This is a genomic window from Lachnoanaerobaculum umeaense, assembly GCF_003589745.1.
Classification (GTDB): Bacteria; Bacillota; Clostridia; order Lachnospirales; family Lachnospiraceae; genus Lachnoanaerobaculum; species Lachnoanaerobaculum umeaense.
Window position 1 is genome coordinate 1,954,472 of sequence record NZ_CP032364.1, and the last position, 15,207, is coordinate 1,969,678.

20 protein-coding genes are annotated in these 15,207 nt (G+C 39.2%); all 20 read right to left on the reverse strand.

The window, feature by feature from the left end; genetic code table 11:
* Positions 1 to 5: 5 nt before the first annotated feature.
* Positions 6 to 551 (reverse strand): putative phage tail protein, encoded by a 546-nt coding sequence (locus D4A81_RS08875; RefSeq protein WP_111524613.1) that lies wholly within the window; start codon positions 549 to 551, stop codon positions 6 to 8.
* The gene (locus tag D4A81_RS08880; protein WP_111524612.1) at positions 544 to 1,611 is read right to left on the reverse strand and encodes a baseplate J/gp47 family protein; all 1,068 of its coding nucleotides are present in this window, start codon (positions 1,609 to 1,611) and stop codon (positions 544 to 546) included. Before D4A81_RS08880 ends, D4A81_RS08875 begins: the two co-directional genes overlap by 8 nt.
* The gene (locus D4A81_RS08885; protein WP_111524611.1) at positions 1,611 to 2,006 is read right to left on the reverse strand and encodes a DUF2634 domain-containing protein; all 396 of its coding nucleotides are present in this window, start codon (positions 2,004 to 2,006) and stop codon (positions 1,611 to 1,613) included. The genes D4A81_RS08880 and D4A81_RS08885 overlap by 1 nt, the downstream gene beginning before the upstream one ends.
* 4 nt (positions 2,007 to 2,010) lie before the next feature.
* Positions 2,011 to 2,310 carry a DUF2577 domain-containing protein gene (locus tag D4A81_RS08890; RefSeq protein WP_111524610.1) on the reverse strand — a complete coding sequence of 100 codons (300 nt, stop codon included), beginning with the start codon at positions 2,308 to 2,310 and terminating at the stop codon, positions 2,011 to 2,013.
* Positions 2,303 to 3,268: an XkdQ/YqbQ family protein gene (locus tag D4A81_RS08895; protein ID WP_111524609.1), complete on the reverse strand. Its 966-nt coding sequence runs from the start codon at positions 3,266 to 3,268 to the stop codon at positions 2,303 to 2,305. The genes D4A81_RS08890 and D4A81_RS08895 overlap by 8 nt, the downstream gene beginning before the upstream one ends.
* Positions 3,265 to 3,936, reverse strand: a complete 672-nt coding sequence (locus D4A81_RS08900; protein ID WP_111524608.1) for a LysM peptidoglycan-binding domain-containing protein — start codon at positions 3,934 to 3,936, stop codon at positions 3,265 to 3,267. The genes D4A81_RS08895 and D4A81_RS08900 overlap by 4 nt, the downstream gene beginning before the upstream one ends.
* A complete protein-coding gene (locus D4A81_RS08905) occupies positions 3,936 to 5,903 on the reverse strand; it encodes a tape measure protein (RefSeq protein WP_111524607.1) in 1,968 nt (655 codons plus the stop codon). The genes D4A81_RS08900 and D4A81_RS08905 overlap by 1 nt, the downstream gene beginning before the upstream one ends.
* Positions 5,904 to 6,096: 193 nt before the next feature.
* Positions 6,097 to 6,525, reverse strand: a complete 429-nt coding sequence (locus D4A81_RS08915) for a phage tail assembly chaperone (RefSeq protein WP_111524605.1) — start codon at positions 6,523 to 6,525, stop codon at positions 6,097 to 6,099.
* 15 nt (positions 6,526 to 6,540) lie between these two features.
* A complete protein-coding gene (locus D4A81_RS08920) occupies positions 6,541 to 7,017 on the reverse strand; it encodes a phage tail tube protein (protein WP_111524604.1) in 477 nt (158 codons plus the stop codon).
* Positions 7,018 to 7,030: 13 nt separating this feature from the next.
* Positions 7,031 to 8,341, reverse strand: coding sequence for a phage tail sheath family protein (locus tag D4A81_RS08925; protein WP_111524603.1), 1,311 nt, complete (start codon positions 8,339 to 8,341; stop codon positions 7,031 to 7,033).
* On the reverse strand, positions 8,341 to 8,514 hold the full coding sequence (locus D4A81_RS13160) for a hypothetical protein (protein ID WP_162902568.1): 174 nt from the start codon (positions 8,512 to 8,514) through the stop codon (positions 8,341 to 8,343). Before D4A81_RS13160 ends, D4A81_RS08925 begins: the two co-directional genes overlap by 1 nt.
* Position 8,515: 1 nt before the next feature.
* Positions 8,516 to 8,941, reverse strand: a complete 426-nt coding sequence (locus D4A81_RS08930) for a phage tail terminator family protein (protein WP_111524602.1) — start codon at positions 8,939 to 8,941, stop codon at positions 8,516 to 8,518.
* Positions 8,928 to 9,374: an HK97 gp10 family phage protein gene (locus D4A81_RS08935; RefSeq protein ID WP_111524601.1), complete on the reverse strand. Its 447-nt coding sequence runs from the start codon at positions 9,372 to 9,374 to the stop codon at positions 8,928 to 8,930. Before D4A81_RS08935 ends, D4A81_RS08930 begins: the two co-directional genes overlap by 14 nt.
* Positions 9,374 to 9,745, reverse strand: a complete 372-nt coding sequence (locus D4A81_RS08940; protein WP_111524600.1) for a hypothetical protein — start codon at positions 9,743 to 9,745, stop codon at positions 9,374 to 9,376. The genes D4A81_RS08935 and D4A81_RS08940 overlap by 1 nt, the downstream gene beginning before the upstream one ends.
* Positions 9,739 to 10,155, reverse strand: a complete 417-nt coding sequence (locus D4A81_RS08945; protein ID WP_111524599.1) for a hypothetical protein — start codon at positions 10,153 to 10,155, stop codon at positions 9,739 to 9,741. Before D4A81_RS08945 ends, D4A81_RS08940 begins: the two co-directional genes overlap by 7 nt.
* Before the next feature lie 18 nt (positions 10,156 to 10,173).
* Entirely contained in the window at positions 10,174 to 11,172 is a 999-nt protein-coding gene (locus D4A81_RS08950) for a major capsid protein (protein WP_111524598.1), read from the reverse strand.
* 18 nt (positions 11,173 to 11,190) lie between these two features.
* Entirely contained in the window at positions 11,191 to 11,808 is a 618-nt protein-coding gene (locus tag D4A81_RS08955) for a phage scaffolding protein (protein WP_111524597.1), read from the reverse strand.
* A 138-nt stretch (positions 11,809 to 11,946) separates the two neighbouring features.
* The gene (locus D4A81_RS13165) at positions 11,947 to 12,108 is read right to left on the reverse strand and encodes a hypothetical protein (RefSeq protein WP_162902569.1); all 162 of its coding nucleotides are present in this window, start codon (positions 12,106 to 12,108) and stop codon (positions 11,947 to 11,949) included.
* Positions 12,105 to 13,766, reverse strand: a complete 1,662-nt coding sequence (locus tag D4A81_RS08960) for a minor capsid protein (RefSeq protein ID WP_111524596.1) — start codon at positions 13,764 to 13,766, stop codon at positions 12,105 to 12,107. The genes D4A81_RS13165 and D4A81_RS08960 overlap by 4 nt, the downstream gene beginning before the upstream one ends.
* A complete protein-coding gene (locus D4A81_RS08965) occupies positions 13,753 to 15,198 on the reverse strand; it encodes a phage portal protein (RefSeq protein WP_111524595.1) in 1,446 nt (481 codons plus the stop codon). The genes D4A81_RS08960 and D4A81_RS08965 overlap by 14 nt, the downstream gene beginning before the upstream one ends.
* Between the last annotated feature and the right edge of the window lie 9 nt (positions 15,199 to 15,207).

Consider the following 15,207-nt stretch of genomic DNA (forward strand, 5'->3'; position numbering starts at 1 on the left):
ATCACCTACCTTAAATCAAGCTCCGTCATTTGCTCATGAGTATACTGCTCCAATTCCTCATGAGTTTTTATCTCAAGCATCCTGTGAGTTGTATACCACAACGATACTTCAATCTCCATATTTGCCGGCACTACCTCATCTGCAAGTCTTTCAATCTCTTCCTTTAGCTCTTTTGATGATAAAGCCACTACCACGCTGACCTTGTAATGCTCCATATCTACATTTAGCTTAAAGTCTTTCTCAGAGCCTACCATAGCCAAAAGGCTACGGTAAAAAGTTCTATATGTGTAAGGGAGTCTACCCTGCATTACTCCAAGAATCCTAAGATTTCTTACATCAAGTTCATCTGTATCCTTACTTGATACCTTTAATATTTTTTCCCATCTTGCAGCAGTATCAGTATCCTGACTTAATATAAATCCGTTATCTAAGTAGCTATTGCCTTTACTCCAAAAAAGTTCAAGTTCGGGTTGTTCGGCGGTCATCATCTGATTGAATTCCGTCACATTTTTTAGAATATCTGGAAGATAGTCTATCAATTTCCTATCCATTGAAAGCACCTCTTACAGCTATGGTGTCAGGATCCAATATAGCATTAGATGCAGTACCGTTCAGCTTGGTATCTGCTATATCTTTAATGCCATTTATAGCAAGAATCTTGCTTTCTATATTTGAAATTCTAACCACTATACCATCTACAGTATCCCAAGATTTATTAAGCTCTAAAAAGTAGCTGTCAATAGCGTTTTGGATATGCGATTTCAAAGCATTAAAATTGTATCCTGAGTCATAAACTATATTAGTATCTATATTTATGTTCTTTGTTTTTACAGATTGTATATGGCAGGTATGACCTATGGAAGCAAGGCCATCACCAAGCTGGTCTCCTTTCGGATCTATCAGTTTTTGCACATTCGTAACAAGTGTTTGGCTTGCTTGCCCATACTCAGAATTTGTTATTATTGCAAGGATATGGCCTGGCAAATTATGAGCATTGCCGTCTTTTGCCCTTAAAATCTTACAACCGCCTACACCTTCAATAGCTGTGATTTTTTGGTAGTAGTCTTTTTTATTTCCGCCAAACGCCTGAGTATCAAAGGACGAATAGTATCTTTTTCTGAATTCCTCAGTACCTTCTTCATCCTCTCCGTATATCTCTATGCTCTCTATATTTGCTGTCTCAAGTCCGTCTATATACTCTATAGGTATAAGGCTTCCTCTCTCAGCATTCGGAGCTCTTCCTGCAGTCTCACAAGTGATATAAAATCTTCCTGCGCTTATCTTTTCGGATACGATCCAGTTAAATCTTGAACTTGAAAATCTTTTACCTATTTCCACATCTATGTTAAATACAGATATAGCCTTGGCATACGTTGCCTGTTTCGGTACAAGGCCTCTCTCTAAAGCCCTTCTTATCAAATACTCTCTAGGTGCAGTATCAGCAAAAGTGCAATCTATAAGGCTATCAAGTGCTATGTAAGCCTGTGCAAGTTCCGCACATACCGGAGCAACAGCAGAATAAATAACAGAGCCCTCTCTTTTGTCGATACTGTTATCAACTCTTGATAGGACTCTGTTTAATATGTTTTCATATGTATTCTCTTCAAACACTATCTAACCTCCGTTTCTATGTCTATATCGCCATAAACACTGTCGACTTTAAAATTTACAAGAAGAGTATCCCTGTTTCTACTGAATTCAAAATCATAAACAGCCGTAATTCTGTCATCCTGCAGGAGTGCTTCACTTATAAGCCTTTCCGCCTCATCCTCTACTATATCCGGGTGAGTACCTATGAGGGCCTCAAGCTCTGCCCCATAATCCCACGAATAAATTAGAAATTTATATCTTTCAGTATTCAAGATAAGCATTATAGCTTGCTTCAATGCTTCTTTTTCATCTACAAAGCCCGTTATTCTTCCTCTGTCAAAATCTATATAAAATGTATTACTTGGCTCGGCTCTATTTTCTATATTCAGAATATCTTTAGCAATTACAGGTAGCATATTCTCACCTCGCCCTGTCCAATACTATGTATTTTTGGCCGCCGTCAACTCTGATAAGAATGACCTGCTCCCCAACTTTTAAGCTGTTATCAAGAGCAATCTTACCCTGCCCTTCGACTTCTACCGAGTGCTTACTCACCATTCCTGTAAGAATGAGAACACTCTCAGGTACCGTAAGCTTCTGATCTATCCATATCTCAAGCGGATCTACTTTACTCACTCTCCCAAAGCAAAACCGCATAGGATCCTTGGATTCCACGGCTTCAAGCGCGGCTTGCTTTACCGCTTCCACAAAATCATACATTAAACAGTCCTCCTCTCAGCTTTAAAGTCATCAAATGTTCATCATTTTTGAAAGTATGAGTTACTTTCTCGGCCACCATATAGTTTGATATCTTTACATCCTCAAACTGCAGCATAACAACCATAGATGAACCTGCCTTAACTCTTACATCACCAAATGCATCTTTTACTGTGAGCGTTTTATATACCTTGTTATAATACTTAAGTAAAGCTTCAGCTTTTCTTGTGCCTGATTCCTTAGTCTCTACGCTTTCATTAAGCTGCAACACACCCCATTTATTGATATTCTCACCGCTTTTTACCAGGAAGATATCATTCGTTTTATCCTTCGTGTTCTTATATACAACCTTTACTTGATTGTAGGTATTGCTATCAATAGAGCTGTTATACTCATATCCTACAGCCGTACTCATATCTATGAGCAGGTCAAGCTTCATACTGTCGATATTCTTAAGTGTAAGCTTGCCAACATTGTCATAAAATACATATAGTTTACCTGTATTCTGCAAGGTTTCGTCTATAGCATTTTGGATAATGTCAAAGAGAGTTTTGTTCTGTTCTTCTCTGCGTGGTATCTTATATCCTGTATCCTCAAGTTCTCCGATATTAAGTCTGAAGTCTTCGGCGATAAGCTTTATAACTTCACCGACAGTCAAATTATTATATGCGTAAGTATCCTTGTTTTTTAAATATCTAAGCTGATCATATGCCGTACACTCAACAAAGCTACTATCCTGACTTGAAATCTTTTTACTGAAAAGAAATCCGAAAAACACATCCATCCCGTCCACTGTGAGTTTTACCTGATTACCTTCTTCAGCCTTAATGTTTCCATCATTAAAATATGAAAACTTTAATTTTCCCGGACTGCCTTTGCGCTCCAAATCCAACTGAATCCCTTCTTTGAGTGGCGGTATATAAGCCTCTTTTCCATTGCTAATCATTATATCTACTGTCATGGTATTACAAGCTCCCATCCGTCTATAATCAAGTTTGGGTTCTTTATTTTAGGATTCGCACTCACTATTCTTTGATATAAAGCACCGTTCCCATAATATCTCTTGGCAAGCCCCCAAAGAGTATCACCTCTCTTTACTGTGTGTGTTTTAGGTTTTTGTGCGGTGGAAGCATCCCTATTTTCTGCCACCTTGGCTTCTTCTTTTTTCTCTTCCTGCTTAGGCTGCTCTCCTACTGCAGCTGTCGGTTGAACAAACACAACCTTCTTGGTCCCGTAATGCCTGTACTCCTTTAAGGTGACACTTGCCTTTATATCCCTGCCTTCCTTTGCATCCTCTGTGATACTGAGGTCCTCTAAGGTAACTTTTATATTTGTCTTAAACCCTTTTGGTCGTTTTACTATAAACTGAAACGGCTTCTTATTTATCTTAAGTCTATTTAATTTATCCAAATAGCTTTTTTGTTTCTTCGGCCTGTTCATAGTTGTAAAGGAATATCTGTCAAAAGGTAAAAGGAGCTCAAAACTGAACTCCCTCAAACCCTTTGTTTTTATAATGTTGACCTCGCCCTCATTTATAAGAGTTACTGTCTTATTCATATTTTTAGTCTTTACACTTAATTTTGAGGGTGTGACAGGTAACAGCATATTTGCTAAATAGAATCTATACATTAACTATGCACCCCCTCTGCTCCCATCTGGACCGCCTCAACAAACTTAACAGTCAGAGTATCCAACACATTATCCAAGTCCATATTTGAACTTATTTGATTAGTCATTCCTGAGTAATCAATCTTTATCTCGGCAGTAGTGAACCTGTTAATGGCCTCCTGTTCTGCAATATCTCTCAAGTATTCAAGGTTTTCTCTTGTTTCTGCAAGTGCACCTGCTGCAGCTGCAGTGTTCCCTGCCGTCTTTCCTATGTTGTCTGCAACTCCTGCCCCTGCTCCCGTATCAAATCCCAAAGAGTCAATTCCGTCTCCATTTTTCATTGCAATCGCGTCAGACTTAAACTCAGTATACTTACTTCTTAAATCCGCAGATTTGCTATCTAGTTCACTTTTCATTCCCATGAGCTTCCAAAGCCTATCTCTTTTAGCAGCATCTTCGACAGTTTGGGCCTCTGCCAGCTCGTTTGCTCTTGCAGTCTTTTCAGCATTAAATTCTGCTTGTGCGGTACTTGCAAAAGTAACCTGCGATATAGCTTCTATGCTTACTCCTGGTATTTTATTTAAAGCATTGATAAATCCATTTATCAATCCAATAGCACCATTCACCATATTTTGTATAGTATTAAGCACATTTACTCGCATTTGACCAATATGGTTAGATACCGAAACTCCTGTTTTTTGCCAAGCCATTGATAGCTTTCCGCACAGATCCATAATAGCGTATATGCCCGTGAAAAATCCTACCTTAAGCACTTGAACCCCCACACCTATCGCCATCTGAGCAAGAGTCCAGGCATTCTTCATCCCACCTACTGACTGAATGAACCTGTAGGCAACCGCAACAACTGCTCCTATTGCAACTGCAATCCATAGAAACGGGTTGGCCAGCATACCTGCAATTGTAGCTCTATTTGCTGCATCAGCTAACCACATAGCTGCTGTCCAAGCACCCCAAGCAACGGTTGCTATTGCTACGCCCCCCGCAATTCCTACAAGTATCGGTTCTATATCATCCCAGTTATCAACTATAAATTGAGCCCCTTGGCCTATCATCTGTATTGCTGGTTGAAAAGTTTCATACAATATATTTGAAATCATAGTAGCTACCTGCGAGTATGTGTAAGGCATTGAATTAAACCGCTCATTTATTGCATCTGCTGACGATAGCATTGCACTCTTAACTACGTCTGCTGTTATCTTTCCTTCTTGTGCCAACTGCCTAATCTGACCTACCTCAACACCTAAATGGTTAGCAATTGTTTCAATTATAGTTGGTGCCTGCTCAAATATTGAGTTAAGTTCGTCACCTCTCAGCACTCCCGAGGCCATAGCTTGAGTAAGCTGTGTCATAGCTGCATCCATACCCTGTGCAGATGTTCCCGCAATTACAAATTGCTTGTTCAAAAGTTCTGTAAAAGCTACTAATTCAGATGTATTAAGAGTTTTATAGCCATTTTCGTCTATCGAGCTGAATGCATCCTTCGCCATAAGCCCCATCTTAGATACTGCATCTGCCGTAGATTGATAAGCCGCTCTTGACCTGTTCGCCGAGTCCATAATTGCATCTTGCAAGCTCTTTGTCTTCTCTAGATCTCCCGTAATCAAATTAAGTCTTGCTTGTGTTTCAGTATAGGTATCAGCCAATCCTATGATCTCCTTTGCGGAAAAAGCTAGCCCTGCTGCAGCTGCAAGCTTTAAAAAGCTTTCCCTTAATTTCTTAACTACCGCATCTGTCTGACTAGCTGCTTCACTAACACTTTCTTGGCTTTCTACAGATGTATTAAGCTCACTGTTAAGCTCTGTAAGGCTTGCTCTTGTCTCTCTCAATACCGTCGTATCAATTTGATTTGTTGATGTGGATTGCATTTGTTCAAAGCTATCAATACAAGTGAGTAAGGCTGAATTCATTCTCCTTAACACACTTGACATACCGTCTGTCAGTACAAGCTGTGATTGTATTGTAGCCATTATTCAGCCTCCTATCTCCTGATTTTGCTTTTCTGCTCATCCGCATGTTTCTTGTCGTTAAGAGCTTTAATATCAATGGCGGCAATCACAAAAGCCATTTCTTCTTCCGACATCTCTATAAATTCCGTAGGTTTCCAGTGGAATTTATGCAGACAGTAGTAAGCGTAATTGGCTTCAGGATCACCGCCGTTAATTAGTTTTTTGCTTCTTCAACCAAATTTTCTTCATCATCAAAGCCGTTTGCTTTCATGACTGCTGTTGCGTAGTCCTCAAATTCTCCCGGTGTAAGCATAGTCGATATAAGCTCTTCTGCGCTCATAACACCATAGCTGTCTTGTAGCTTCTTGTCCTGCAAATCAGGATATACCGTAGTCCTTACACACAATCTTGCAAGATATAGCTGGGAGTTAAATTCCTGCGTATACTGCCCTTTCTTGCCTGCTACCGCAACTGTTGTCATGCACCCTTTTCTTATTCTTGCATTCTCAGTTGCTGTAATGCAGCAAATTTCCCAAGGGATCGGTTTGCCTTTCTCGTCTACAATTCTGCTTGTAGCAGGATATAGGGTATTCTCAACTCTCTTTACATTTTGCGCTAAAAAAGCACTTAAATCTCTACTCATGTTCTAAATCTCCTTTTACTGCATACCTTTAAGCAATGAGAAGCTTTCAGGCATTTCCCAGTCATCAAATGTTCCTTCAATATCCTCATCAAGTGTCTCTGAATCCACATCAAACTTTGTAAGTATTCCGCCCTTACTGAGACATCCTTTAAGGACAATCGTCTGTCTTCCTACTGAAGCCGTCGGGTCCTCATTTGTAACCTGTATATCAAAGCTTGGAAGTCTTCCGGAATTCTTATACTCAAGCCACATATCTCTAAGCACTGACTGGTTGAAATGTGCTGTACCTTTCCACTCTCCTATCCATCCACTAGGCTTATTTCCCTTGCCTGTCTTCCCAAGAATAGGCACCTCTACCAGATTTATCTTCATGCTTGCCTCAAAAGAATATAACTGCATAAATTTATATCTTTTACCGTCTGCAAGCGTTACATATGCGCTGGCCTGTGCTCCTGCCAAGGCATCCAAAGCATTCATAATTGAATCGTTCATCTGTATTCCCTTTCTACGCTATGATTACATTCAAGTAAAGCTTTGTCATAGCATTTATAATATCTATTCCGTTTATGGTACAAAGGACAGACTTCTTATCATCTCCCTGAACCACATCAACCGACTTAGTATCAAAGCTTTCTATAGCACGAAGCTTTTCAAGTTCTTGATGTATCTTGCAAATATCATTCCAAAGACTGATTCTTCCTGCATTGTCGTTAGGCACTACGCCTAAATATCTTGTATTGAATAGTGCAGCTATATCATTTGCTATCTGATCTATTACCCTGATAGTCTGATTCGAACTGAACATAGAATCCTTATCGACCTTAAACGACACAAATGAATTGATATCTTCAAGAACCCTCACATCACCGTTTACATTGTGTAAAGTGAACTTACCTTGCTTAATAGCTGTCTCAAGCTGTGACTGCTTATAATCCGTGACAACCTCATATTCTCCGTCATACACGGCATTTGTCAGGCTCTTATTTACTTCACATCCTGCCTCTGCTCCTGATACCCAATACACCAAAGAATTTTTATCCGTTCCAACTACATCATTGTTTATAGATATAATTCCTTCATAGTCACTATCAGACTTATATACAACTGTTTGAAACTTTAGCCCAACTTCATCCCTAAGTCGCTTAGTATACGCCACAAACAGCTTTGTTATGGTGCTGTCAATAACGGGGCAGCACAAAATGTTAAATGAATATGCCTCAAAACTCTCTAATGCCTTTGTATATATCTCTCCTGTAAGATTACTTCCATTAGCACCTCCGCTAAGTGGCATTCCCGCTGTAACAGATAATGTAGCGGAACTTTTAAAAGTTACATATGCATTATCCTTTAGCCCTGCCATATTATCGACAGTCTGTGTATCCACTAAAGCATTATCAAGATATGTGCTCACATCAAAGGCGCTTGGCTTATCAACATTTGCACCTACTACTATCTTAATATCATTACCTCTTTTACCTGCATACTTAGCCGTAGCAAGTGTATTACTTGCGGCCGTTGCGTCGGCAGATACAAGCCTATATACAAGTACCTTAGTCGCGTGCAAGAAAACCTCTCTAAGATTACGCATGCGATCGTCATCTACTCTGTATCCAAAGAGTTCCTTTGATTTTGTCATAAAGTCTTCTCTGCTTACTTCAAAAACTTTTCCCGTTTCTCCAAAATCAAGAGCTATCGGCAGTGCCACAATGCCCCTACTTGAAAGTGCGGCATTCGCCTTTTTAGCATTTGAAAACACTGTGTAAGCTCCGGGCAATACCTTATCCTGCCTTGTCCAAATACCACCACCTAATGCCATTATTCCACCTCTCTTTTCAAAAATTCATCAATAAGGCCGTCAACTTCACCTATCGTGTAAGCTGTATCATCGTCAAGTATTACATCAAGTACATCTCCATGTCCCAAGTATCTTGAAGATGCTTTAATAGCCTCTTTTGTGTGTTTAGTTAAATCAATCTTTTCTTTTTCCAACTTAATTACCTCTGTTCAAAGATATTTGTCCCATGCTATCAGCGTTTTGATACTTAATTGTGCTGTAGTTGTATGAAACTCTAAAATGCAAAATACTGTCTACAATTTCAAAAGACTTCTCTACGGCTCGTATTGTATCTCCTGTTGAGAGCTTGATGACGGACAGCGATTCCGACAGCTTATCACCCATACAAATACAATCTTTATTTCCATTCTTTGGGAGATATATAATATCAAATGACGATACGACCCTATTTAGCTCTCCTGTTCCCCTTTTTAAATAGTCGGTATTGATAAGCCTTACTAAAAAATCACCGTCATTTAGCCCTTGCTCAACCTTATCTATGTATATGCTTGAGTCTGGCGACACGCTGTCAAGCACAACTGTGATAGCATCCAATACCAAAGATAAGTTAATTTCTGCCACTTAATGCCTCCATAAGTTTTTTCTTTACTTTTCTTTCTAACAGCTTAGGTATTGCATTTTTTAACTTTTCTTCAGATATAGTGAGCATAAGTTGTGGTTCTACATATCCGCCGTTTCTGGTTCTATGGCCGAATTCAACATAGGAAGCATATTCAACCGGATTTATAATAGTTACCGTATATATATCGCCTTCTTTAACAACGTTTATATCTGCTACCGCACCCCAGCCCCTTCTTAGGGTACCGCCAACTTTACCACTTCGGGCTGGATACCGTCCTGTGTGAGTTCTCTGTATTACCAAAGCTAAAAGCCTTGCTGCAATTTCCTTGCTGCATTCAGTACAAAAAGCATCCATATCAATATCTTTAAGGCTTTGTATCTTTTCCTGAAGGTTTCTAAAGGCCTCAAAATCCGCTCTGCCCCAACTTGCCATTAAGCATTCTCCTTTTCAAGTTCCAAGCACACCTCTTGGTGTGTTTCATATACAGCAGGCACTCCGCTTGATATATAGTCAGTGGTTGTACCGTTTTGAGTAATTCTAAGCTTAGATCCGGGGGCAATCTTAATCTCAGGAGCAATAAATAACTTAATAGTCTGTTCTATGTTCGATACGGTATCAGTCTGATTCGCTGTGCCGGAGCTATTGTATGATAATCTGCAAGGCTGATTACTTAAGACCGCTATATCTTTCAATACAGTAGCCTTAGTAACCTCATCCTTTACCTTTCCTTTTTCCAGTATGTCACAGAGTCCTCTGTATCTGCTTTCTACAGCTTTCCTTGCTTGTTTCCATGCATCTACCATTTAATTTTCCTATGTCTCATAAGTTCCACCTTCCCATACGAAATAAGATAGCTAATAAATGCTTCAAGTCTCTGCTCATCTGTCTTACTCCCCTCGCCTACTGCAAAAGCTATATTTGTATCACCCTCTTGTATCTGTTTCACAGCCATATCAAGGTTAAGCGTAGCAAGAGTATCCGGGGCAAATGTCTTCTTATGTTCTAAAAATTCACCGATAGCATAGTCAACTGTCACGAATTTCAAAGCACCCGGAATATCATCCGGGCACTTTTTAAAGTTGCAATAATTGCAAACATATTGCGCAGCCTTTTCGGCTTGATACTCTATTGTAGAGTTATCTCCTTCTGTGACGGTATACCCAAACATTTGTAACCGTAAGCCTATCAAACGAATCAGATCTTCTAATACCATACGGCCCTCCTTTTTTGACTATCCTATCTTGTGCTTGAATGCTACAATTCTGATCTGCTTTGGCTCGTATACCATCTTCCAGTTCTTTGCATTTGCAAGCTCTGCTTCTGTAGGTGTCTCCTGATTTGCTCTTGCAAGGTTCTGCCATGCAATGCCTCTTGGATGCATAATAAATGTCTTTCTATTGATCAAGTAATCAACTCCTGATCCCTTCTTCCTATCTCTGTCAACCTCAGTAGGAACAAAGCCCACAGGAGAACCGTTTCCATATGCTATCGCTCCCTGTCCGAACAAGTATGTTGTATATGTACCGCTATCAATAGGACATCCATCATCTACAATTACTCTTCTTCCCTGATATACATCAAACTCTACGTCAGTACTGTCTCTTTCAGTCTGTATGAGGTTCTGCTTCTTTAAAAATGCCTTTGTTGCACTGTGCATAGCTACTGCAGTAAGCTGTCCCTGTGCATCTCCTAAGAGCTGACAAGCATCAATAAAAGCTGATGCAGAAATATTCTTTGCAGCTGCACTTGATGCGGTGGTAATGTCAAGAATATGATCCTTTAATGGAACTTCTGTGGTGCCTCCATTTGCCCAAGAACCAAATACACCTGATAAAATCTTAATCAGTATTCTCTGATTCTCTCTTGCCCAATATCCTGCTACAAGGTCTCCTATAGCTGCCATAGGATCTACTCCGGACAATGCAGCAGATAAATCTGTTGCTGACCACATATTGGCTTTCCTGATAGTCGTAGACACATCCTTGTTTGATTTAATCTTCTTTGCTGTAAGATCATTACCCTCAATCACGTCTTCTGAAGCACCTGTTAAATCCTCAAAGAACGGCATATTGTGAATAGGTGCCGCCTCTGATGCAAGAGCATCAAATTCTGCATTGTTTGTTATAATACCTGACTGGAATAACGCAGATAATTCCATGGTTCTATTAACTACATAAGGGTTAAATAGTATAGGTACAATAACATCCGATAAAGTTGTTCCGTTTGCCATAATAATTTAATTCCTCTCTTAAATGTTTAATGTTATTCCTGCTGCAGATGCCAACTGTTTAGCCTGCACAGGATCGTTCTTCAAAATCTTTCCTTGCTCAGTCATGTTAAAGCTTTCCTTTTTCCAAGGATTGACTATACCGCCTGAACCACTACCACCGGCAGGATTATACCCATTCGGCTTGTTCTCTGTTTTGAAAAGATGCGGTAAGGATTCTCTTAAAGGCTTAAGTACATCATCAATGCCGATAGGATTACCGTCTTTATCAAAGTTAAACTTATCAAGTCCGCCCTGCTTATAGATTAAGTAATCAGAGTCCAAAGCACCTGCTTCTGTAAGTTTTGCTTTCAGCGCATAGCTCTTAGCAGTATTGGCTGCTTCCGTCTGCATAGTCCTTATTTGCTCTTCATAGTTCTTAATCTTTTCTGTAAGCTCTGTATTATCCCCGGCATTCTTTTTCAGCTCAGCGATTGTACCTTCAGCTGCTTTAAGTTCCTTTACCTTGTCATTGAATTCTGTTTTAGGTACGGCATTTTTAGGAAACTCCGACTTCACTGCGTTCATGACCGCCGTTACATCAAGCTTTCCATCTTCAACCTTTGCACCTTCAAGAATTGTTTGTAACCATTCCAACATGTTTCTTCTCCTCAATCTTTTTTATTCCGGTCTGTTCCGGTTCTTAGGATTGCCAATTTATTCACTCGGCCAGTGTAGTCGTACAAGCGGTTTTATGCCATGCTTAGGGCAATAAAAAAGCACCCTAGTTTAGGTGCTTTATTCAAACATACTATATAAATCTTTTATCTTTTTATGGTGTTTTTTTATTTCCGGTGGAGCATCTTCCCTTAAATGGTGATGACCATCTTCACCAAGATATATCCATTTATCTGTTTCCCTAATCATTTTCCTGTCATATTCGCTCAATATCAGCATCATTCTACACACCTCTTTACTAACTCTAATAATCTTTTATCCTTGATTATACCCTTTTCTTCTTGCAAAAGGACTTCTGCAATTAACTCATTTAGATTGTCTTTTTTTCTATAACCGTTATATGCATTGTCACACACAATCCTTGTAATATATGATGGGTTGTACATTTGTTGTTCAGCCACATACTTGTGTAAATCTGTTTCTAACTTATTCTTTATTATACCGTAATCATTTCCTTTTGTCATTATGAAATCCCAATGCTTTTTATGGAACATCTCATGTTTTAATATATCATCAACATTTTCAGCAATAAAATAGCCATCTTTTAACCATTCATGGACAATACTCTTATTACATAGTTGTTCATTTACATACATTAAATTTTTTGCATGGTCATAAGCTGCTATTCCAGGAAGATTTTTTGCCACAACTACTCCATCTAAACTATGTAATACCCCTTTTAATCTCATATTTTCTATGTATTTAATTGTGTTTTGCGCTTCTATTGAATTTGTTTGGGTATATATCCCACGTAAGCCCTTAACTTCATAAGCTTTTATCTTGAAATTTCCACCATCAAATATTCTGGGCTGTCCCATGAAATCAACATCTGTTTTTTGTACCTCAACAAATTTCTTCTCCCACTCCTTATAAGTCATATTACCATCAACAAAGTATTTATCGCCCTTAGCATTCCTTGCAACTCGCTCTCTGTCAATGCCTAGTTCTTCCCAGTCATCAAAATACGGTGCTGTAGTAGTTCGGCAATTCACGTGAAATGGTGGAGCATTTACGCCGATTTGCCTTTCAGACATTTTAAAAACTTTACCGTCCATATCTTGGCAAATTTCTGAAGTATGAGAGTCCAGGGTTGCTACAATCTCATATTCTTCTACATCTAATTCTTTAAAGCAATCTTCTTGCGCTCTACTTGCAAATGCAGCAGATTCAGTCATCACAAGCCTTCCCGCTGCTGTCTTGGAAACATCAAGTTTCTTTGACATGGCATTTATTATCTTGCCGGGATCTTTACCAAGGATTATACCTTGCGTAAGTGTTGTGTTTAATTCATTAATTAACTTTTGTTTATTACTCCAAACACGGTCCGAAAAGTTCTTGCCATCAGGTGCCCAAGGCCTTTTTAGTACCCCATCAATAAGTCTTTGGTTGAGTGCTGCGAAATTATGTCCAACTCCTACTCCTTTTTGAATTTCAAAAGCAGTATGCATATAACCCATACTATAAACCGCCCTCATAGTACTGTCTATGCTGTCTAATTGATTCCCAAAGGCAACTTCAACCTGTTGTTGCACTTGGAGTTTTAAGGCCTCTAAACGGCTTATGTGGGCCTTTGCAGAGGCATTCTCAAGCTGTTTCATCCACTTCCCGTCAATAGCGTTTTGTTGGCCATACTTAATATACTCATTAACATCCCACTTGAGTTCCGCCAATTCTCTAGATGTTAAAAGCCTTCTTGCTTCCTGCATGGTAATGCCGTTATTCACAGCAAATCTTTGGTACCACACTGAAATCCGGCTTTCAATCTCTTTTTGTGCTTTTCTATACTGCTCTTCAATCTCTCTATATGATACAGCTCCTTTGTCATGACAAATCTTTTCTATTTGTTCAAACCTGTCCTTCCAGTAATCAGCTGTCTTCATCCTTCTTCTCCGTAGCTTCTATTGGCTCCTTGTCTTCGTCAAAGGGATTGTAATTTATTTCGGTCGCTTCTTTTTCTTCTGCAAGCTTGTCAAGTTCATCCTGTGCATTTTTAACCCAAGGATGATTTCTGACAATGGTTTCAGTACTTATAATACCTGTAGACTGTTGAGCAATCTGTGCAGTCTCCTGGTCGTTCTGGACCTTCGTTCTTGCCCACGTTTGCAACACAACATCATCTTTTATCGGAATGTTTAGCACTCTACATATACACCTTATAAATCTACCAAATGACGGTCTAAACTCTGTTTCAAGCAATCCCGACTTTAGTTCCAATAGCGCATACAAAAACTGTAAGGCCACACCTGAACTGTTGCCAAAATTTTGAGGATCCGGATCAATACCCAACCCCTGCTCAAATATACACTTGCGTGTTGTAGTTAAAAGCTTTTCTCTTGCATCTACGGGCAAATCAATAGTTAATGTTGATACGCCCGAACCGTCGCCTTGCTCATTATCGACTTTTATAGTCTTGTAATACTTTAAGTCTGACAGGAATTCATTCAAATCTGTACCGCCGTAATTTGTCAGTACGAATATTACTTCCTGAATATCCTCAAGGTCATTTACAAATCCACTGAATATTTTGCAGTACACATCAATCAATGGTTTTATATTCTTTAAGTCATCCGTATGCACATTGTTGTTATCAAATGCAAAGAACGGTACCTCTCCTAAATCGTGTGTGTATTCATTTGATGCTTCACTCATTCCGTTGATTTCCGCAAAGAACTTAGGATATGTCTCTAAGTTGTCCTTTACCGTTCCACCTGCAATAACTCTGTATGCGGCACATTCTTTATCATTCCACAACTCGTAAACATCAAACTCATTTCCATCATCATCTATTTCATGATAAACCCTTAATACTCCAAGTAGTTTTCTGTCTAAAGACTTAGACCAAATCGGCTGTATTTGCTCTGAAGGCACTACAGCATACCTGTAATTTCCATCATCTGCAGACTTCCACACATGAATCCATCCTGTTTTTTTATTAGAGGCCTCAATACATAAATCCTTGCATACTTTAGGGTACTTATCGCTTAAGAAGGCACTCAAAGCCTTATTGGAACTCTCCGCTCCGATATCAAATACCGGAGGTTCCGTAAAGAGATAAGATGCCTTTTGATTTACAAGCAATCCGTGAAAATTAAAAGGAATACGATTATCCGCATTCCTCATAGGTTGCTCTATATCTCTTGTAACAAGTTCTCCATTTCGGTCTTTTTCAGCTCTTTCCTGCTTCTTCTTTGGTTCAGACAAAATATCCGTTTCATTTTTATAGTATCTTTCTGCTCTTAAAGCCTCAGCTTGATACTTCGCATGAACACCTGCATATGAAAGTATTAGTTTTTTTACAATTTCTAATTCCACAATCAACTT